The organism is Streptococcus vestibularis ATCC 49124, from assembly GCF_000188295.1.
Lineage (GTDB): Bacteria > Bacillota > Bacilli > Lactobacillales > Streptococcaceae > Streptococcus > Streptococcus vestibularis.
Genome location: NZ_GL831112.1, coordinates 197,496 through 216,572, shown reverse-complemented (window position 1 = coordinate 216,572; position 19,077 = coordinate 197,496). Strand labels below are relative to the sequence as shown.

The window sequence follows — 19,077 nt, the reverse complement described above, 5'->3', positions numbered from 1 at the left end:
GAAAAAGAGGTCTACAACCTCTTTTTTCTTTATCTAAGTGCTTTAATGGCTTCGATTGCAGCATCGCAATTTGGTTCACTATTGATGTTGTCTAGGTACTCAACGTAAGCGGCCTTGTTATCCGCATCTAAAACCAAGACAGTACGTGCAAGTAAATGCCATTCATTTATTAAGAGTCCGTAGGCTTTTCCGAAGGAATGGTCAAAGTAGTCTGAGAGCATGATGGCATTTTCAATTCCTTCTGCAACACACTATTTGACTTAAGCTAAAGTAAAATTTACAGAAACCGTTAAAACCACAGTGCCCTTCATGTAAGAGAGGGCCTCTGGTTGAAGTGACGTGTTTAAGGAGAAAAGATACCTGTGCCAATGGATGAGATTACGATAAATATTTTTTTCTTGCCAGCAAAATCAGCCAAAGATTTTTTTCTCGAAGTTAAGGGTAGTCAGTGAAGAGTCGTAAGCAGTGTCTCTAACTTGATGTCCGGTAAAGGTAACAGGATTTCCTAAAAATGTTGTCATAACAAAGACTCCTTTTTCCTCTTCAGTGTACATCAATGAAGGGGGAAGAGCTACTGATTTATTTGAGAAGCTAATGAGTTTGGAGCCTTATTGGTTCAGACCTTCTGCAATTTTCTCTAAATTCCATTTCATCATACTATAGTAGCTGTCACCTTCTTCCCCTTCTTTAGCAATCGAGTCAGTGAAGATCTTTGCAAAGATAGGAATATTGGTATCTTTAGCCACAGTTTTCATAGGGCGTTCATCGACACTGGATTCGACAAAGAGGGCCGGAACCTTGGTTTGACGCAATTTCTCTACCAGAGTTTTGATTTGTTCTGGTGTCCCTTCTTCTTCAGTATTGATTTCCCAGATATAGGCAGATGGGACTCCATAGGCTTTCGAGAAGTACTTGAAGCACCCTTCACTGGTAACGATCATCTTCTTCTCTTCTGGAATATTCTTGAATGCTTGCTTGGCTTCTTGGTCTAGCTTATTGAGCTTTTCAGTATAAGCTGCTAGATTTTTTTCGTAAAAGTCCTTGTTTTTTGGATCTTTAGCGATCAATTGTTTGGCAATGTTTTTAGCATAGATAATCCCGTTTTCGAGATTGAGCCAAGCATGAGGGTCTTCTTTTCCAGCTTGGTTTTGACCTTCTAGGTAGATGACGTCGACTCCATCGCTAACTGCGAAATAATCCTTGTTTTCTACTTTATTGGCATTTTTGACTAGTTTGGTAAACCAAGCATTGCCACCGGTTTCTAGGTTAATCCCGTTGTAGAAAATCAGGTCTGCTTGTGAAGTTTTTTTGACATCTTCTGGTAGCGGTTCGTACTCGTGGGGATCCTGACCGACAGGGACAATACTGTGTAGGTCGATCTTATCTCCAGCGATATTTTTGGTAATATCTGCAAGGATTGAGTTGGTGGTAACGACTTTCAACTTATCGGATGAGGATTTGGAAAAAGAGCTCTTGTTACAAGCCATAAGACCAACTAAGAGCACCACAAAGAGGGTGAGGACAGAAGCGATTTTTTTCATGTGTTTCTCCTTTAATGAGGTTAGAGAGCAGTCTTGTTCTTTCTCTGCTTAGGAGCGATAAAGAAGCTGATGAGAAAGAAGACTGCAGAAGTGAGGACAATACAAGACCCGACGGCGATGTTGAAGCTATAGCCAATAAAGAGTCCTAGGATGGATGCAAGAGCACCTAATCCGGATGAAAGGAGCATCATGGACCAGAGGCTTTTGGTATAGAGATAGGCTGTCGCAGCAGGTGTGATGAGCATGGCGACAATGAGAATGGTCCCGACACTCTGCATGGCAGTGACAGAAACCAAGGTTAAGAGCACCATGAGGAGGTAGTGATAGACCTTGACCCGTACGCCCATAGATTGAGCGAGGACAGGATCAAAAGAAGTGAGCAGTAACGGACGAAAGAGCAGGCAAATCACCAATAAAACAGCCACTCCAACACCGATGGTCATCCACATATCCTGGTCTTGCACAGCCAAGATATTCCCAAAGAGGATGTGGAAAAGGTCGGTGGAACTTTTAGCAATTCCAATCAGAATGACCCCTAAGGCGAGGAAAGAAGAAAAGGTAATCCCAATTGCAGTGTCGCTCTTGATGATGGAGTTGCTCTTGATATAGGTAATCAAGATGGAAGCTAAAAGCCCGAAGGCAATGGCGCCAATAAAGAAATTGATGCCCAAGATAAAAGACATAGCTACCCCGGGAAGGACCGCATGTGAAATGGCATCTCCCATAAGAGACATGCCTCGCAAAATGATGAAACATCCCACAACTCCAGCGACAATTCCTATGGCAATAGCTGTGATTAGGGCATTCTGTAAGAAGTGGAATTGCTGTAATCCATTGATAAATTCTGTAATCATTCGACTCCACCTCCTATAAAGAGTTCATGCCCGTAGGCTGCGTGAAGATTTTCTTTGGTAAATGTATCCTCTGTTTTCCCAAAAGCAATCAGCTTGCGATGGAGGAAGATGACCTGATCAAAATAAGCTGGAACCTTGCTGAGGTCGTGATGAACAATCAAGATGGTCTTGCCTTCCTTTTTCAAGGTGTGCAGTGTCTGCATGATGATGTCTTCACTAACGGAGTCAATACCAGCGAAGGGCTCATCCAAAAAGATGACATCTGCTTCTTGGACCAAACAGCGGGCGATTAGGACACGTTGGAATTGCCCTCCCGAAAGCTGGCCAATCTGGCGATCCGCTAAATCAAGGAGATTGACAAGCTCTAAGGCATCTTCCACCTTTTGGAGGTTCTCTTTGCTTTTTTTCTTAAAGATAGAAAGATGGGGATAGAGTCCCAGTGAGACACACTCCCGTACCGTGATAGGGAAGTGAAAATCGATAGCTGTCTTTTGTTCGACATAGGCCACTCGTTGAAGAACTTGGCCGATATCTTTTTGATCGAGCTGGACCCTTCCCGAATGAGGCAAAAGTCCTAGCATGGCCTTGATCAGGGTTGATTTCCCTGCTCCGTTAGGTCCAAGAATTCCTAGGATGGTTGGACCCTGGATGGTGATGGAAAGGTCCTCTAAGGCCAGTGTTCTCTGGTAAGAAACACTTAGATGTTCAATTTGAATCATAATTTCACTCCTTTGATATTAATATACATGAATAAAAAAATTAAGTCAAGTTAATTTTTGAAAGAGAACTCGATAGAGTTTCCCTTCAGAATGAAGACAGACATCAAAAACGATGTTTGCCTTTTTTATATTCACACTTAATTCTCGCACAATCCAATAATATTGAGGTATTTGGATTAAATAATAGGTCTTCCCTACCATCATTTTTACTAATTTTTTGATATTTAGATATGCCAAAGTAAGCCCAACCATATCTTCCATCTTGGACTTTCCTTTTTCTCTGTATAACGCAAGAAAAGTCCCCAGAAGATAACTTCTGAGGACTTTGTCTTCAATCAAAACACTCCCTTAATCAAGGAAGACGTCTATTTTCTATATCACACTTGTCCACAAGTGTTGGATAATCTGGCTAACTGGAAAATTCCAATTAATCAAAAAACGCAAAAACCAGCTAGATGACAAGACCGTTTGAATATTGTTTATGGGAACGGTCGCAAGTATATTCCCCAACATAGTCAAAGGTACTAAACTTACCAAGGAAGCCAAAACACCACTTGCCACTTGGAACCGTGTCTGGTCAAGACGCTCAATTTTCACAAAATGGAAGAAAATCCCAAGAAAGCGCAAACCATAATAGGTCACACAATAGATGGCGAAGTAGCTAACGCCCGCATAATAGACACGGTCAAGTGAGAAAACATTCTGGTCTGTAAAAAAAGCTACACTGGCATCTTTGGTTGGATTAGCATAAGGTACCCAAAGATTAATAGCCTCACCTAGTGACTTGTAAAAATAGGCCGCGACGCACATGGCAATAATGACTGAAACCACGTAATAGGCTTGCATAAAGAGACCTCTTCGGTAGCCAATATAGAAATTCCAAGCCATGATGGCTAAGACAAGGAGTCCAATCATGCGTCATCCTCATCGTCATCACTTTGAGCTGTCGCCTTGACCTTAAGTTGTTCGAGTTGCTTAGCTCTCAAAATTTCCAACTCTTTTTCCATATCTTCAACTTGGATTTCACGTTCCAACTGAGTTGATAGAGAGTTGATGGCCATTAGAATAGCAATCGTTTCATTATCAGCATTTTTCATCTGCTTTTTGATAATTTTATATTTCTCATAAGCAACACGTTCCACCTCTTCCATGAAAAGGTTGTCCTTATCAGTTGTTAGCGTGAGATTTTTTTCTCCAAAATGAAATTTGTAACGGTTTTTATTTGCCATTTGCTTATTAACTGCCTAATCAATGGTGGGCAGGGAGTCTCCACCACAGCTTCTCCTTATTTTTGTTTTTAGCACCCTTTTTAGTCAGATTTTAACACCTTCTCCAGGGTGTGTTCGACATATAAATACCAACTGACTCCTCCAATCATCGAAAAAAGAGCAGAATTTGGCATTCTTTTTCTAATCATTATATCCTAAATTTTAAATTTCGTAAATTTTATACTTTGCCCTTCTCCAGAAAAATAATTTTCAAGGATTCCTAACCTGTAAAATATCTACCAATTCTCCTTTTTTGTGCTAAAATAGATTCCATGGGCACAATCGTATTAAAAATGACAGCAGAGCAGATTTCAGTACTCCAGAAGGATCTAGCAAGCTATGCAACTGCGACTAAAAATCCATACGCTAGTTTTTCAGCTAAGGTCGATGGAACAAGTGTCATCGCCTATACTTCAGGTAAGGTGACCTTCCAGGGTGCTAAACCAGAAATCCTAGCTAGCCGTTTTGGTTACCAAGCCACGCCTAAGCAGTCAACTGATGGGCAAAATCTGGCCCTAATTGGATCAGACGAAGTCGGAAACGGCTCCTATTTTGGTGGTTTAGCTGTTGTAGCTAGCCTAGTTACTCCCGCTGACCATGCTTTTTTGAAAGCTCTAGGAGTCGATGATTCTAAAAATCTAAACGATACTAAGATTCGTCAGATTGCACCTCTCTTGGAGGAGAAAATTCCCCACAAAGCACTCCTGCTTTCTCCTAGAAAGTACAATGAGGTAGTTGGAGACGGTAAAGCACATAATGCTGTATCCGTCAAAGTAGCCCTCCATAATCAGGCTATCTTCCTACTATTACAATCAGGTGCTAAACCAGATAAGATTGTCATCGATGCCTTCACCAGTGAGAAAAATTATCAAAAATATCTCAAGAACGAACGTAATCGCTTTGACTTTCCTATTACTTTAGAAGAAAAAGCCGAAGGTAAATACCTAGCTGTCGCGGTGAGCTCTATCATCGCCCGCAATCTCTTCCTGGAAAATCTAGATAAACTCAGCCAAGAAGTAGGTTATACGCTTCCTTCAGGTGCTGGTGCTAAGTCTGACCAGGTCGCAACCAAGCTTCTTCAAGCCTACGGAGATCAGGCTCTCCAAGCTACTGCTAAATATCATTTCGCCAATACTAAAAAAGCCTACCAACGCTTACAATAACCCTGAAAGGCCTTAACTATGAAAAACAAATGGACCCAATACTTCCTCATTTTACTCCGTGAATGGGGACTCTTTATCCTCTTTATCACATTCTTCCTCTTGACTCGCCTCTTCCTTTGGCTCCCTGTCCAAGTTGATGGTCACTCAATGGATCCCACTCTAGCCAATAATCAACGTGTTATTGTTTTGAAACATACATCCATTGAACGCTTCGATATTGTCGTTGCCAAGGAAGTCGAAGATGGTAAGACGAAACAAATTGTCAAACGTGTCATCGGGATGCCGGGTGATACAATTACCTATCAAAACGATAAACTTACTGTCAACGGTAAAGAAGTTAAGGAAGAATACCTCAAAGAATTCCAAGCTGCCTTTGCCAAGGATAAGCTACAAAAAGAATATGCTTACAACGATGATAAGAGCAAGAGTAGCTACTTCCAACAACTAGCTAAGGATGCCAAGGCCTTTACAACCAATGCTGACGGCAACACGACCTTCTCTGTCACTGTTCCTGAAGGCAAATATTTCCTACTTGGAGACAATCGTATTGTTTCCAAAGATAGTCGAGCAGTTGGTTACTTTGACAAGAGTGCTCTTGTAGGAGAAGTCAAATTCCGCTTCTGGCCAATTAATAAAATTGGTACCGTTGAGGACAACTAAAAACACTAAATAATATAAGGTTGGGGAAACCCAGCCTTATTATGTATCTAGGAAAAACACATGCAAGAATTTTATTTTTCAGGAACTATCGAACGCGTCATTTTTGAAAACGCTAGTAATTTTTTTCGTATCCTACTCTTAGAAATTGACGAAACAGACAGTGATTTTGAAGACTATGAAATCATTGTTACTGGAACTATGGGGGATGTCATGGAGGGTGAAGACTATACCTTCTGGGGTCAGCTAACCAATCATCCCAAGTATGGCGAACAACTCCAAATGACACGCTACGAACGGTCAAAACCTTCTGCCAGCGGTCTTATCAAGTATTTTGCCAGCGACAATTTTAAGGGGATTGGTAAGAAAACAGCTGAGCGTATTGTCGAGATTTATGGCGAAGATCCTATTGACAAGATTCTCGAGGATCCTAGCAAGTTAGAGCAGATTTCTAACCTTTCAAAGGTCAATCGAGAAGCCTTCGTTGCAAAGTTAAAAATCAACTATGGAACCGAACAAATCTTGTCCAAACTTTCTAGCTATGGACTCACACCAAAGGCTGCCTCACAAATTTTCAACCAATATAAGGAAGAGTCGCTTAATCTTATTGAGGAACACCCTTATCTCTTGGTAGAGGAAGTTCAAGGAATCGGATTTAAAATGGCGGATCAACTGGCTGAACGTCTCGGCATTGCTAGTGATGCTCCTGAGCGTTTACGAGCCGCCCTGATTCATTGTCTACTAGAAGCTAGTATGGAAGAGGGCGACACCTACATCGAAGCCAAAGCCTTGCTTGAACGAACTATCATCCTTTTGGAAAGTGCTCGCCAAATTGAACTTGACCCCTCCTTGGTCGCTAACCAATTAACCAACCTCATCCAAGAGGATAAAGTGCAAAATATAGAGACTAAAATCTTTGATAATACCCTATATTTTGCGGAACAGGGCATCTATACCCACCTAACTCGTATCATGAAAGACCAACCTGACATTAGTGCAGAGGACAAAATCCAATCAAGTCTTGAAGAGGTGGAAGAGGAGCTTGGTATTACTTATGACAAGGTTCAAAAAGATGCCATTATCAAAGCCCTACAAAGTAAGGTCTTCATCCTGACAGGTGGTCCCGGAACAGGGAAAACCACTGTTATTAACGGCATTATTAAAACCTATGCCGACCTTCATGGTCTAGATCTTAAAAAGTCTGATTTGCCTATTATTTTAGCGGCACCAACAGGACGGGCTGCTCGTCGGGTGAACGAACTCACCAAACTTCCTAGTGCCACTATTCATAGGCATTTGGGCCTCAATAGCGAGGACGATTTCAAGACCTTAGATGACTATCTCGATTGCGATTTGATTATCATCGATGAGTTCTCTATGGTTGATACTTGGTTGGCCAATCAACTCTTCGAAAGCATTTCTGATACTACTCAAGTAATCATTGTAGGTGACCAAGATCAGCTGCCTTCCGTAGGTCCTGGCCAAGTCTTGGCTGACCTTTTGCAGATTGATGACTTGCCTAAGGTTTCTCTAACCAAAATTTTCAGACAATCTGAGGATTCCACTATTGTTACCTTAGCTAGCCAGATGCGCAAAGGCCAACTACCCGCTGATTTCACAGAGAAAAAGGCTGACCGATCATACTTTGAGGCTAATGCTAGCCATATTCTACAGATGGTCCCTAAAATTGTCTCTGCGGCTATTAAAAGTGGGATTGCTGCTCAGGATGTACAGATTCTGGCCCCCATGTACCGAGGACAGGCTGGTATCAACAATCTCAATACCATTATGCAGGATCTACTCAATCCCAAAGAAAAAGCCAATCAATTTGCCTTTAATGATATTTTCTTCCGTAAGAATGACAAGATTCTCCATCTGGTCAACGATACAGAACTCAATGTCTTCAATGGCGATATCGGAATCATCACTGACCTCATACCTGGTAAATATACTGAAAGTAAGCAGGACGAAATTTACATGTCCTTCGATGGCAATGAGGTTATCTATCCTCGTAACGAATGGAATAAGATTACTCTGGCCTATGCCATGTCAATCCACAAATCCCAAGGGAGTGAGTTCCCAGTCGTTATCCTTCCTATCACACGCCAAAGTGGACGTATGCTTCAACGTAACCTCATCTACACCGCTATCACACGTGCCAAGAGTAAGCTAGTCATGTTAGGGGAAATTGCAGCCTTCGATTATGCCGTTCACAACGAAGGCGCCAAACGCAATACCTACCTCATCCAACGTTTTGAACAAACTTATTCACAAGCTGTTGATAAGTCTGTCGAAAAGATTGTTAAAAACGAGGCAACAGATGCCTCTAATCAAACAATAACAGAAAACGATATACCCTCAGAAACCCTTAAAAACAAAGACTTCTTGGAAAATATCAAACCATCCCAAACTCTTATCAACACTTATTCACACCCTGTGGATAAGTCTGTTAACAAAGCTGTGCAAACAGAAGAAAACAGTCGTTTAACTGAGGAAAATTGGGCAACTATCGACCCAATGATAGGTCTCAGCGAAGATGATATTGCAGCCTTTTTTAACAACAACTAAGAAAAAGACTTGGAGATCAACTCCAAGTCTTTTCATTTACTAAAATACTAATCGAATCAGGGCCATGGACACAATACCAACGATCACAGCATAGAGGAGATTCTTACTCTTAAATGCTACAATTACCGTTGGCACCATGGCCAGGATTTCCATCCACCTAAACTGTGGCAAGTGACCAATCTTCTCAGTCGTGAGACTAGAGAGAACCAGGGCAAAAAGAATAGAAACTGGTAAGTAGTGTAAGAAACGAACAACTATATCTGGTAGACCCTTGTATTTAACCAGTACAAAGGGGAGAATACGAGGAACCCAACTGACTATAAATCCAAGTAAGATAGCTGTGAGAATAAACTTATTGACGGCCATCACACATTACCCCCACACTACATCCAATCAAAGTAGACACTAGAACGGCCAAAGACTCTGATAAGATGATACTAAAACTCAGATATGCCACCGCAATAGATAACAGAATCATAAACAGCTTACGCACCCCTTCACCTAGCAAGGCATCAAACTGACTACTTAACAAACCAAGAAACATAGCAATCAAGGCAAAATCCAAACCAAAAAGCTCAGGATTAGGAATCATTGAACCAATCAAGCAACCAATTACTGATGATACAATCCAAACCAGATAACTGAAAATATTGTTACCATGCATCCAGTCAGCGGAAATATCTTTATGATGCACATATTCTCCTAATAAGACACCATAACTTTCATCCGTAATCAGACTACCAATTCCCAGCTGATTCCAGAGGCTTGTTTTTGTAAAAATCATCGTTGCATGTAAACTCATCAACATATTACGCAAATTAACCAAGAAAACAGTCAAGGTTAACTCACCTAGGCCAGCTCCCGCAACTACTAAAGCACACATGGCAAACTGGGCCGAGCCACCATAGACCAAGGCACACATGAGAGCAACCTCAAGGGCTGATAGACCCGAAGCGGACGCTACAACACCGAAGGATAGGCCAATAGCTACATAGCCTAAAGCTGTCGGTACCGCGGCTTTTACACCTAAACGAAAGTCAGACACTCTCGATTCCTTTCTAAAGGAACCTCTTACCAGACGAGTAAGAGGTTCTTCTTATTCTTCAAATCCTGCAAAGGCTAGACTTGGTTTAGCATTTAAATCTAACTCAGCAAAATGTTTTTTATCATATTCAATAGCTGCTGCTAAAGCAATCATACCAGCATTGTCACCACAAAGACGCAAAGGAGGAATAATCACATCTACATCTGTGATTTCCTCAGCCAAGCGTTCACGTAAGCCCTGATTAGCTGCCACGCCCCCAGCAACAACAAGTGTTTTGACAGGGTAACGCTCTAAAGCTTTCTTCGTCTTAGCTAGGAGAATATCCAACACAGCAGCTTGGAAGGAAGCACAAAGGTCTTCTGTTACTAAAACTTCCCCTTTCTGCTCAGCATTATGGTGCAAATTAATGAAGGCTGACTTCAAGCCTGAAAATGAAAACTCCAAGTGGTCTTCCTTTATCATAGCGCGTGGAAAATCATAAACATCTTTCCCTTTATGAGCCAATTCATCAATTTCACGCCCAGCTGGGTAGGTCAATCCCATCACACGACCGACCTTGTCATAGGCCTCACCAACTGCATCATCACGTGTCTCACCAACAATCTTGTAATTTCCCGGTTCTGACACATAAACCAACTCTGTGTGTCCCCCAGACACCAAAAGTGCTAGGAGGGGATACTCTAATTCTTGAACCTCACGCGCCGCCATCAGATGCCCTGCCATATGATTGACCGGAATCAAAGGCAAACCATGAGCCCAGGCAAAGGCCTTAGCTGCTGCCATCCCAACCAAGAGGGCTCCAACCAAGCCTGGGCCATAGGTTACAGCTACAGCATCCAATTGTTCAGCAGCAATTCCCGCCTCAGATAAAGCATCCTTAATACAAAGAGTCACTACTTCCACATGGTGACGGCTAGCCACCTCAGGAACAACACCACCAAATCGTTTATGACTTTCTACCTGACTGGCAATAATATTACTTAAAAGTTCTTTCTCATTTTTTAAAACGGCAACTGAAGTCTCGTCACACGAGCTCTCCACCGCCAAAATATATCTATCTGCCATTAGACTTCCTCTCGCCTCATGATAACCGCATCCTCTTGAGGCTCATGATAATAATTTTTCCGAATTCCTAAACTGTCAAATCCAAATTTTCTGTATAGCGCCTGAGCGACTTGATTTGAATCCCTAACTTCAAGAAAGATTGGCTCACTACGCTCTTCTAAATACTTCATCAGCTGACTGGCATAACCACGTCCCTGATAAGCTTTTAGAACCGCAATATTGGTAACCTCAAGCTCTCCAACTAAATTTTGAAGAGCTAAAAAACCAACGACTTCTTCCTGATCATAAACATAGAAATACTCCGTAGTATCCAAAGCCAAGTCTGCTACCACTTGTTCTATCGTCCACGGAGACTTGTCATAAACATCCGACAAAATCTGGTAAATGAGCTGAGCCTGTTCCTGGCAACTCAATCTAGACGCGCTTGATGTAGTTGTCACGGTTAGTCTCCTCATGTGTCTTAAGCCAGTTTTCCTCTGCCTCAACCCGCTTCAAGTAATGTGGGACAAAGGCATCCACATTAACAGGAGGCAATGATAAACCTAAACGACCAATTAACAGGGCTGACGGAAGACTTGACAAGATAGTTGCCTCTGGAAGGCTTTCCTTAATCTGATCCACAAAATTAACTACTTCACCTACAAAAGTTACCTTTTCAAACGTTTTAGCTTGCTCAAGAACATCTGTAAAAGCAGCATGACAATCAGGGACGATAGCTTGGCCGTTTTTATAAAATCCGACGTAAACATTATTACGACGGGCATCCATGATAGGAATCACAACACCGTCAACCGAAAGGTTTGTCAGCGCCTGTAGACTTGAAACTCCCACTAAATCAATGTCAAGCGCATAGGCTAATGTCTTAGCTGTTGCAACAGCCACACGAAGCCCTGTGTAGGATCCAGGTCCTTGAGCAACAACGATACGGTCTAAATCAGCTGGTTGCCAGCTCGCCTGAGCGACCAAAAAATCAATGGTGGGCATCAAACTAATACTGTGATTCTTTTTCACTGTCACGGTTGCCTCTGCCACTAAGTTCTCATCTTCCAACAAGGCTACTGATAAAGCCGTGCTAGAAGTATCAAATGCTAATATTTTCATCTTTTTTCCTTGTTTCCTTTTATGCTTTTCTATTATAACACAAGTAGTTATTTTCCAAAAACGAACATTCCCCAACTTTTTCCGCCATTTTCTTTATCTAGCCCTTATCTTATGGTACAATAATAGTAATTGTTAAACGAATCAAGGCTACTAGCTATTACTCATAAAGTGAATATCATAACGTCAAGTAAATCATAGAAAGATTAACTTGACCGGTTTTTTTATAGAATGGCAGAGCCTTTTGGAAAGAAAGGAAAACCATGATTTATAAAGTCTTTTACCAAGAAACTAAAGAGCGTAATCCACGCCGTGAACAGACAAAATCACTCTACCTAGATATCGATGCAGAAACTGAACTTGAGGGACGTATCCAAGCTCGTCAAATCATCGAAAAAAGCACTGCCTATAACATCGAATTCATCGAGCTCCTCTCAGAAAAAGCCCTTGAATACGAAAAAGAAACAGGCGTTTTTGAAGTAACGGAGTTCTAAGACTATGGCATCAAAAATCAATCTAAAACCTGAAGAAGTTGGGGTTTATGCGATTGGTGGTTTGGGGGAAATCGGTAAAAACACCTATGGTATTGAATACCAAGATGAGATTATCATCGTCGATGCAGGTATTAAATTCCCTGAGGATGATCTTCTCGGTATCGATTATGTCATTCCGGACTATTCTTACATCGTTGAAAACGTTGACCGTGTTAAAGCTCTTGTCATTACTCACGGTCACGAAGACCATATTGGTGGTATTCCCTTCCTTCTTAAGCAGGCAAACATCCCAATCTACGCAGGACCGCTTGCCCTTGCTCTCATCAAAGGAAAATTGGAAGAACACGGGCTACTTCGTGACGCACAACTCTATGAAATTAATGCTAATACAGAGCTTACTTTCAAAAATATGAGCGTGACCTTCTTCCGCACAACTCACTCAATTCCAGAACCTCTCGGAATTGTCATCCATACACCACAAGGTAAAATTGTTTGTACCGGTGACTTTAAGTTTGACTTCACTCCAGTAGGTGAGCCAGCAGACCTTCATCGTATGGCTGCACTCGGTGAAGAAGGGGTTCTTTGCCTCCTCTCAGACTCAACCAATGCTGAAGTCCCAACTTTCACTAATTCCGAGAAGGTCGTTGGACAATCCATCATGAAAATTATTGAAGGTATTCACGGACGTATTATCTTCGCCTCATTTGCCTCTAATATTTTCCGTCTGCAACAAGCTGCCGAAGCTGCTGTAAAAACCGGTCGTAAGATTGTTGTCTTTGGACGTTCTATGGAAAAAGCCATCGTCAATGGTGTTGAACTAGGCTACATCAAGGTTCCAAAAGGAACTATTATTGACCCTAGTGAGATGAAAAACTACCATTCCAGTGAGATTCTTATCATGTGTACTGGTTCTCAAGGAGAGCCTATGGCAGCCCTTGCACGTATCGCTAACGGGATGCACCGCCAAGTGACACTGCAACCTGGTGACACTGTTATTTTCTCATCTAGCCCTATCCCAGGAAATACAACCAGCGTTAACCGCTTGATTAATACTATTCAAGAAGCTGGCGTCGATGTTATCCACGGTAAAATCAACAATATCCATACCTCTGGACACGGTGGTCAACAAGAGCAAAAACTCATGCTTCGTTTGATCAAACCAAAATTCTTCATGCCTGTTCACGGTGAATACCGCATGCAGAAAGTCCACGCAGGTCTCGCTGTTGATTGTGGTGTTCCAAAAGATAATATCTTTATCATGGAAAATGGTGATGTCCTAGCCCTAACAAAAGATTCTGCTCGTCGTGCAGGTCATTTCAATGCTCAAGACATCTATGTCGATGGTAATGGTATCGGTGATATCGGGGCGGCCGTTCTTCGTGACCGTCGTGATCTTTCTGAAGACGGGGTCGTCCTTGCTGTCGCAACTGTTGATTTCAAGTCTAAGATGATTCTAGCTGGTCCAGATATTCTCAGTCGTGGCTTTATCTATATGCGTGAATCTGGTGATCTTATTCGTGATAGCCAACGCATTCTATTCAACGCAATTCGTATTGCTCTTAAAAATAAAGACGCCAGCATTCAATCCGTTAACGGAGCTATCGTCAATGCATTACGACCATTCCTATATGAAAAAACAGAACGTGAGCCAATCATCATTCCAATGATTCTCACACCTGATAACTAAAAAATGGTAGCCTAACAGCTACCATTTTTTAGTCCGATACAAATCTTCAGTAAGTAAAAAAGTTCCATAAACGCTGCTTCTCCTTTTATGCACCTGGATAAATGTAAGATACCGCCCCTGGTGTTGTTGAATTTTATAAATTAAACCAAGCATGATAGTTATCAATGTGTTGCTAATTGTTATAGTTCAACTTCAAGATTCGAATCTAACCAGCTTGTGTAACATAACCAACGTATCCATATCCACCATCAGTCCAACATACAATCGAACGAGCAGCATAGCCTTGGCTAGTAATTAAGAAGAACAAGTCTTCATTTTGAACAGTATAAGAATCGGCATCAGTTGTTTGAGCGACTGTAAGACCGAGCAATAATGTACTTGGGACTATTGCTAAGGCAGCTCTTTTGTTGTTTTTATATTTCCCCCTGAATAAGATTGATATAAAATTAGTTTAACATCTTGATATTTTTATGTAATTAATAGAGAAAAAAGAAATATGACAAAAGTAAACAAATCTGTTAGAGGTACGTAATCTATCCAAGAACTTAATAAACTCCTTTTTAAACAAAAAGAAAACCAGGTAACCCTGATCTTCAAATTATTTTATTAATACAGATCTAAGTAGTTATCAATTTCCCATTGTGAAACGAAAGTAGCGTAGCTTGCCCATTCCATACGTTTCGCATCAAGGAAGTTTGTATAGATATGATTACCCAATGCTTGACGAACCACTTCATCCGTTTCCAATGCTTTAAGAGCATTACGTAGTGTTGATGGCAAATCAATGATACCAGCCTCTTTACGTTCTTCTGGAGACATTGAATAGATGTTTGTTTCAACTGGATCTGGTGCTTCAATCTTGTTAAGAATACCATCAAGACCTGCTTCCAAAAGAACAGCAAGTGCCAAGTATGGGTTTGCCATTGGGTCTACTGAACGCAATTCCAAACGTGTACCCATACCACGAGAAGCAGGGACGCGAATCAATGGTGAACGGTTGCTACCTGCCCATGCAATATATACAGGTGCTTCGTAACCTGGTACCAAACGTTTATAAGAGTTAACCGTTGGATTAATAATGGCAGTATAGTTATAGGCATGTTTCATCAATCCACCAAGGAAGTAATAGGCATCTTGAGATAATTGCATACCACGTGGATCTTCTGGATCGAAGAAAGCATTTCCTTCATCAGTGAAGAGAGACATGTTACAGTGCATACCACTACCAGCAATACCGTATTTAGGTTTCGCCATAAATGTAGCATAGAGACCATGTTTACGAGCAATTGTCTTAACAACTAGCTTAAACATTTGAATATTATCACAAGCTTTTAAAACATCAGCATATTTAAAATCGATTTCGTGTTGTCCAACCGCAACCTCATGGTGAGATGCTTCAACTTCAAATCCCATTTCTGTCAACACATTAACAATTTCACGACGTGTGTTGTCGGCAAGGTCAGTTGGTGCAAGGTCAAAATAACCACCTTTATCGTTAACTTCAAGCGTAGGATTACCTTGTTCATCTAATTTGAAAAGGAAAAATTCTGGCTCTGGTCCAAGATTAAATGATTTATAACCAACTTCTTCCATATGACGCAAAGCTTTTTTCAAGTTACCACGTGGGTCTCCTGCAAATGGTTCACCTGCCGAAGTATAGATATCACAAATAAGACCAGCGACTGCCCCATTTTCATCACCCCAAGGGAAGACTGTCCAAGTATCAAGGTCTGGGTAAAGATACATATCAGATTCATTGATACGAACAAAACCTTCGATTGATGAACCATCAAACATAGCTTTATTTGAAAGTACCTTATCCAACTGTTCATCTGTCGCAGGAATTTCAACATTCTTCATAACACCAAGGATGTCAGAGAACATTAAACGCAAAAAAGTAACATTCTTCTCTTTGACTTCGCGACGAATATCAGCTGTTGTGATTGCCATAATAGGGGTCTCCTTTATAAAAACCAAAAATAAAAGTTCAAAGCGTAATTAAATACGCAAGTTACCAAATCGTTGTGATGGGGTCGTAAAACGGCCTTGCTGAAGGAGTTCATCATGCAAGATACGTCGAACGTCCGCATCAGTTAAAGCTACTTGTTTTTGTTGCGCACGAACTTTACGTTCCTCATACTCATGCTTAATTGCTGCAATATTGTAACCGTCATTCAAAAAATCTTTGATTTCCAATAAACTATCCATATCATTTAATGAGTACATACGACGATTTCCAGCTGTACGTTCAGGTTGAATCAACCCCTGATCTTCATAGTAACGAATTTGACGAGCAGTTAAATCCGTTAACTTCATAACTGTGCCAATCGGAAAAACAGCCAAAGAACGTCTTAGTTCTTTTTCTCTTGCCATGATCATCCTCCTTTCCTAACAATTATATTCTGAATGTTACTACATGTCAACAGATAATGTTACTTTTTCTTACACAATAAGAAAATTCCGAACATTGTATTGCTTATTACCTTATATTCAAGGATTTTATTTTAAAAACCATAAAAAAAGAGCTCAAAAGAACTCTATTATTCTTATTTTAAATGTTTAAGTAACCAATCATAATCATAATTAACAAGGATTGCAATAAACACTCCGCAAAACGTTTCAAATACTCTGGCTATCACATAGGTGAAGGTATTATCAGGTGGAATAGACAAAGTAATAATGAGAAGCGCAGCCACTCCTCCAATAACTCCAGAAGCATTATTAAAGGACACATTAATGACAATAGTCAACATTGTTAAAATAGGGACCAATAGCAAAGTCACCCAAACTGAATTGTCAAACCACATATTCACAAAATAGAATAAAAGCGATAAAAGACCTCCAACTGTATTCGCAAAAATACGTGACTTTCCAAATTGAACACTACGGTCAAAATTCTCACGCAAACTAAAAACAGCAGTTAAACAACCAATCTGAAGCCCTTCCCAGCCTAAAGCAGAGAACAAGCCTAAAACAAGAAAAACGGCTATCCCGGTCTTTAGTGTACGCATACCAAACTTAAATTTTTTTGATTCAAATTTCAATCCCATTCTACTATTTTACCATGATTGACTGGCTTTTGGGATATTTCACTGTATAATTAAAAAAGAATGTTGATATTTTACATCTTACAATTGAATAGTCTTCAATTCAACAAAAAAGAACGCCTTACAGAACGTTCTTAATTTACTAAAAATTATTTTTCAGTCAAAGCTGCAAGTCCTGGGAGTTCTTTACCTTCAAGAAGTTCCATAGAAGCTCCACCACCAGTAGAGATCCATGAGAATTTATCTGCACGTCCAAGGTTGATTGCTGCGGCAGCTGAGTCACCACCACCGATGATTGATTTAACGCCTGGTTGTTTTACGATAGCGTCCATCACACCGATTGTACCAGCTTGGAAGTCAGGGTTTTCAAATACACCCATAGGACCATTCCATACAACTGTTTTCGCACCAGTCAAGGCTTTATCGAATTCAGCAATTGATTTAGGACCGATATCCAAGCCAAGGAAACCTGGGTCTACTGCTTCACCTTCAGTGTCTTTCACTTCAGTGTAGTCAGCAAATGCATTAGCTTCTTTTGAGTCAACTGGCAAGATCAATTTACCGTTTGATTTTTCAAGAAGAGCTTTAGCAACATCAAGTTTATCTTCTTCTACAAGTGAGTTACCGATTTCGATACCTTGTGCTTTGTAGAATGTGTAAGTCATACCACCACCGATAAGAACTTTATCAGCTTTTGCAAGAAGGTTTTCGATAACACCAATCTTATCAGATACTTTAGAACCACCAAGGATAGCTACGAATGGACGTTCTGGAGTTTCAACTGCTTCTTTGATGTAAGCAATTTCATTTTCAAGAAGGAAACCAGCAACAGCTTTGTCAACGTTTGCTGAGATACCAACGTTAGATGCGTGTGCACGGTGAGCTGTACCAAATGCATCGTTTACGAAGATACCATCCCCAAGTGATGCCCAGTATTTACCAAGTTCAGGATCATTTTTAGATTCTTTCTTGCCATCAACATCTTCAAAACGAGTGTTTTCAACCAAGAGAACTTGTCCATCTTCAAGAGCGTTGACAGCTGCTTCCAATTCAGCACCACGTGTAACACCTGGGATAAATTTAACGTCTTGACCCAATTTAGCAGCCAAGTCAGCAGCTACAGGAGCAAGTGATTTGCCTTCTTTATCAGCTTCTTCTTTTACACGTCCAAGGTGAGAGAAGAGAATTGCACGTCCACCTTGTTCAAGAATGTACTTGATAGTCGGAAGGGCAGCAGTGATACGGTTGTCGTTAGTGATCACGCCATCTTTTACAGGTACGTTGAAGTCAACACGAACGAGAACTTTTTTCCCTTTCAAGTCAACATCTTTAACAGTCAATTTAGCCATTTGATCAGACTCCTTAATTTTTTAATACGTTTTCATTATATCACAAAATGCATAAAAGAGATAGCAAAATCAGAAGGATTTCTAGCTTATTACTAATATAAGGCATTTAGCATATAATCTAAATAGAAAGGTCGAATATCCATGAAAAACAGCTAAACACGAAGCAGAAACAAGCTGACCAGGATCTAAATGTAATCCTTATTCTTACCCTTGTTCCTCTGCTCCTCTTTCTTACTCTTAAACCAACTCTTTTTTCATACACTAACCAAATATCAGTACCGCTATGGCTTCGATTAATCTTATTAGCTAGTTGTCAATTTGCCATCGCAGGCTTAGGAACCAGCACTGTTATGCTTTATTGCAAAGAATCTTTCAGACACTTTGGATTAATCACCAAAAATTTAGTTATCATCCTTTTTCAATCTCTTCTTGTAGCCCTACCACTTATCATATTTAAAGGAATTACTCATCAGATTCATTCCTATCTACCTCTTCAATCAATACAATTAACAAAAGAAGTAA

20 protein-coding genes and 2 pseudogenes are annotated in these 19,077 nt (G+C 40.7%); 5 read left to right on the top strand and 17 right to left on the bottom strand.

Features of this window, described 5'->3' with window-relative positions; translation table 11 throughout:
- Positions 1-29: 29 nt before the first annotated feature.
- The 7 genes and pseudogenes from tpx to HMPREF9425_RS01135 all read right to left on the bottom strand — a co-directional run bounded on the left by tpx (position 30) and on the right by HMPREF9425_RS01135 (position 4,343).
- A pseudogene (gene tpx / locus HMPREF9425_RS01165) lies at positions 30-521 on the bottom strand (thiol peroxidase).
- An 87-nt stretch (positions 522-608) separates the two neighbouring features.
- Positions 609-1,541 (bottom strand): metal ABC transporter substrate-binding protein, encoded by a 933-nt coding sequence (locus HMPREF9425_RS01160; RefSeq protein ID WP_003094167.1) that lies wholly within the window; start codon positions 1,539-1,541, stop codon positions 609-611.
- 20 nt (positions 1,542-1,561) lie between these two features.
- Positions 1,562-2,395, bottom strand: coding sequence for a metal ABC transporter permease (locus tag HMPREF9425_RS01155; RefSeq protein ID WP_003093234.1), 834 nt, complete (start codon positions 2,393-2,395; stop codon positions 1,562-1,564).
- Positions 2,392-3,114 carry a metal ABC transporter ATP-binding protein gene (locus tag HMPREF9425_RS01150; RefSeq protein ID WP_003093595.1) on the bottom strand — a complete coding sequence of 241 codons (723 nt, stop codon included), beginning with the start codon at positions 3,112-3,114 and terminating at the stop codon, positions 2,392-2,394. Before HMPREF9425_RS01150 ends, HMPREF9425_RS01155 begins: the two co-directional genes overlap by 4 nt.
- 45 nt (positions 3,115-3,159) lie before the next feature.
- Positions 3,160-3,396: pseudogene (locus tag HMPREF9425_RS01145) on the bottom strand (hypothetical protein); the annotation flags it as partial.
- A 90-nt stretch (positions 3,397-3,486) separates the two neighbouring features.
- Positions 3,487-4,029: a CvpA family protein gene (locus HMPREF9425_RS01140; RefSeq protein WP_003093854.1), complete on the bottom strand. Its 543-nt coding sequence runs from the start codon at positions 4,027-4,029 to the stop codon at positions 3,487-3,489.
- Positions 4,026-4,343, bottom strand: a complete 318-nt coding sequence (locus HMPREF9425_RS01135) for a hypothetical protein (RefSeq protein WP_003096030.1) — start codon at positions 4,341-4,343, stop codon at positions 4,026-4,028. The genes HMPREF9425_RS01140 and HMPREF9425_RS01135 overlap by 4 nt, the downstream gene beginning before the upstream one ends.
- Before the next feature lie 311 nt (positions 4,344-4,654).
- On the opposite strand from HMPREF9425_RS01135, the gene rnhC reads away from it, so the two are divergent.
- The 3 genes from rnhC to recD2 are packed head-to-tail and all read left to right on the top strand — an operon-like array spanning position 4,655 to position 8,770.
- Entirely contained in the window at positions 4,655-5,545 is an 891-nt protein-coding gene (rnhC, locus tag HMPREF9425_RS01130) for a ribonuclease HIII (protein ID WP_003096026.1), read from the top strand.
- A gap of 18 nt (positions 5,546-5,563) precedes the next feature.
- A complete protein-coding gene (gene lepB, locus HMPREF9425_RS01125; RefSeq protein WP_003094735.1) occupies positions 5,564-6,205 on the top strand; it encodes a signal peptidase I in 642 nt (213 codons plus the stop codon).
- Positions 6,206-6,265: 60 nt separating this feature from the next.
- Complete coding sequence (gene recD2 / locus HMPREF9425_RS01120) at positions 6,266-8,770, top strand: SF1B family DNA helicase RecD2 (protein WP_003093254.1); 2,505 nt, start codon at positions 6,266-6,268, stop codon at positions 8,768-8,770.
- A gap of 39 nt (positions 8,771-8,809) precedes the next feature.
- On the opposite strand, the gene HMPREF9425_RS01115 is transcribed toward recD2, so the two are convergent.
- From HMPREF9425_RS01115 to tsaB, 5 genes are read right to left on the bottom strand one after another with little or no spacing between them, the layout of a single operon-like run.
- Entirely contained in the window at positions 8,810-9,136 is a 327-nt protein-coding gene (locus tag HMPREF9425_RS01115; protein ID WP_003093715.1) for an AzlD domain-containing protein, read from the bottom strand.
- A complete protein-coding gene (locus HMPREF9425_RS01110) occupies positions 9,123-9,815 on the bottom strand; it encodes an AzlC family ABC transporter permease (RefSeq protein ID WP_003096023.1) in 693 nt (230 codons plus the stop codon). Before HMPREF9425_RS01110 ends, HMPREF9425_RS01115 begins: the two co-directional genes overlap by 14 nt.
- A 51-nt stretch (positions 9,816-9,866) precedes the next feature.
- Positions 9,867-10,880: a tRNA (adenosine(37)-N6)-threonylcarbamoyltransferase complex transferase subunit TsaD gene (tsaD, locus tag HMPREF9425_RS01105; protein ID WP_003094813.1), complete on the bottom strand. Its 1,014-nt coding sequence runs from the start codon at positions 10,878-10,880 to the stop codon at positions 9,867-9,869.
- A complete protein-coding gene (gene rimI, locus HMPREF9425_RS01100; RefSeq protein ID WP_003093417.1) occupies positions 10,880-11,335 on the bottom strand; it encodes a ribosomal protein S18-alanine N-acetyltransferase in 456 nt (151 codons plus the stop codon). Before rimI ends, tsaD begins: the two co-directional genes overlap by 1 nt.
- Entirely contained in the window at positions 11,295-11,981 is a 687-nt protein-coding gene (gene tsaB, locus HMPREF9425_RS01095; RefSeq protein WP_037621271.1) for a tRNA (adenosine(37)-N6)-threonylcarbamoyltransferase complex dimerization subunit type 1 TsaB, read from the bottom strand. Before tsaB ends, rimI begins: the two co-directional genes overlap by 41 nt.
- 260 nt (positions 11,982-12,241) lie before the next feature.
- Here tsaB and HMPREF9425_RS01090 point away from each other — a divergent pair, with 260 nt between their 5' ends.
- Positions 12,242-12,472 (top strand): DNA-dependent RNA polymerase subunit epsilon, encoded by a 231-nt coding sequence (locus HMPREF9425_RS01090; protein ID WP_003093927.1) that lies wholly within the window; start codon positions 12,242-12,244, stop codon positions 12,470-12,472.
- 4 nt (positions 12,473-12,476) lie between these two features.
- Positions 12,477-14,159, top strand: a complete 1,683-nt coding sequence (rnjA, locus tag HMPREF9425_RS01085; RefSeq protein WP_003093738.1) for a ribonuclease J1 — start codon at positions 12,477-12,479, stop codon at positions 14,157-14,159.
- Between the two features lie 205 nt (positions 14,160-14,364).
- On the opposite strand, the gene HMPREF9425_RS10625 is transcribed toward rnjA, so the two are convergent.
- The 5 genes from HMPREF9425_RS10625 to HMPREF9425_RS01060 form a co-directional block, all read right to left on the bottom strand.
- The gene (locus HMPREF9425_RS10625; protein ID WP_003096015.1) at positions 14,365-14,529 is read right to left on the bottom strand and encodes a hypothetical protein; all 165 of its coding nucleotides are present in this window, start codon (positions 14,527-14,529) and stop codon (positions 14,365-14,367) included.
- 236 nt (positions 14,530-14,765) lie between these two features.
- Positions 14,766-16,109 carry a type I glutamate--ammonia ligase gene (glnA, locus tag HMPREF9425_RS01075; RefSeq protein WP_003096012.1) on the bottom strand — a complete coding sequence of 448 codons (1,344 nt, stop codon included), beginning with the start codon at positions 16,107-16,109 and terminating at the stop codon, positions 14,766-14,768.
- A gap of 48 nt (positions 16,110-16,157) precedes the next feature.
- Entirely contained in the window at positions 16,158-16,532 is a 375-nt protein-coding gene (locus tag HMPREF9425_RS01070) for a MerR family transcriptional regulator (protein ID WP_003094812.1), read from the bottom strand.
- Between the two features lie 173 nt (positions 16,533-16,705).
- A complete protein-coding gene (locus HMPREF9425_RS01065) occupies positions 16,706-17,209 on the bottom strand; it encodes an FUSC family protein (protein ID WP_003093868.1) in 504 nt (167 codons plus the stop codon).
- Between the two features lie 146 nt (positions 17,210-17,355).
- On the bottom strand, positions 17,356-18,555 hold the full coding sequence (locus tag HMPREF9425_RS01060) for a phosphoglycerate kinase (protein ID WP_003093539.1): 1,200 nt from the start codon (positions 18,553-18,555) through the stop codon (positions 17,356-17,358).
- Between the last annotated feature and the right edge of the window lie 522 nt (positions 18,556-19,077).

What these genes read in the sequence shown, in the direction of transcription:
- glnA (WP_003096012.1), bottom strand. Translation starts at nt 16,109, where the DNA reads ATGGCAATCACAACAGCTGATATTCGTCGCGAAGTCAAAGAGAAGAAT.
- HMPREF9425_RS01140 (WP_003093854.1), bottom strand. Translation starts at nt 4,029, where the DNA reads ATGATTGGACTCCTTGTCTTAGCCATCATGGCTTGGAATTTCTATATT.
- rimI (WP_003093417.1), bottom strand. Translation starts at nt 11,335, where the DNA reads ATGAGGAGACTAACCGTGACAACTACATCAAGCGCGTCTAGATTGAGT.
- rnhC (WP_003096026.1), top strand. Translation starts at nt 4,655, where the DNA reads ATGGGCACAATCGTATTAAAAATGACAGCAGAGCAGATTTCAGTACTC.
- HMPREF9425_RS01150 (WP_003093595.1), bottom strand. Translation starts at nt 3,114, where the DNA reads ATGATTCAAATTGAACATCTAAGTGTTTCTTACCAGAGAACACTGGCC.
- tsaD (WP_003094813.1), bottom strand. Translation starts at nt 10,880, where the DNA reads ATGGCAGATAGATATATTTTGGCGGTGGAGAGCTCGTGTGACGAGACT.
- HMPREF9425_RS01070 (WP_003094812.1), bottom strand. Translation starts at nt 16,532, where the DNA reads ATGGCAAGAGAAAAAGAACTAAGACGTTCTTTGGCTGTTTTTCCGATT.
- rnjA (WP_003093738.1), top strand. Translation starts at nt 12,477, where the DNA reads ATGGCATCAAAAATCAATCTAAAACCTGAAGAAGTTGGGGTTTATGCG.
- HMPREF9425_RS01060 (WP_003093539.1), bottom strand. Translation starts at nt 18,555, where the DNA reads ATGGCTAAATTGACTGTTAAAGATGTTGACTTGAAAGGGAAAAAAGTT.
- HMPREF9425_RS01135 (WP_003096030.1), bottom strand. Translation starts at nt 4,343, where the DNA reads ATGGCAAATAAAAACCGTTACAAATTTCATTTTGGAGAAAAAAATCTC.
- recD2 (WP_003093254.1), top strand. Translation starts at nt 6,266, where the DNA reads ATGCAAGAATTTTATTTTTCAGGAACTATCGAACGCGTCATTTTTGAA.
- HMPREF9425_RS01160 (WP_003094167.1), bottom strand. Translation starts at nt 1,541, where the DNA reads ATGAAAAAAATCGCTTCTGTCCTCACCCTCTTTGTGGTGCTCTTAGTT.
- HMPREF9425_RS01090 (WP_003093927.1), top strand. Translation starts at nt 12,242, where the DNA reads ATGATTTATAAAGTCTTTTACCAAGAAACTAAAGAGCGTAATCCACGC.
- tsaB (WP_037621271.1), bottom strand. Translation starts at nt 11,981, where the DNA reads ATGAAAATATTAGCATTTGATACTTCTAGCACGGCTTTATCAGTAGCC.
- HMPREF9425_RS01155 (WP_003093234.1), bottom strand. Translation starts at nt 2,395, where the DNA reads ATGATTACAGAATTTATCAATGGATTACAGCAATTCCACTTCTTACAG.
- HMPREF9425_RS01065 (WP_003093868.1), bottom strand. Translation starts at nt 17,209, where the DNA reads ATGGGATTGAAATTTGAATCAAAAAAATTTAAGTTTGGTATGCGTACA.
- HMPREF9425_RS01115 (WP_003093715.1), bottom strand. Translation starts at nt 9,136, where the DNA reads ATGGCCGTCAATAAGTTTATTCTCACAGCTATCTTACTTGGATTTATA.
- lepB (WP_003094735.1), top strand. Translation starts at nt 5,564, where the DNA reads ATGAAAAACAAATGGACCCAATACTTCCTCATTTTACTCCGTGAATGG.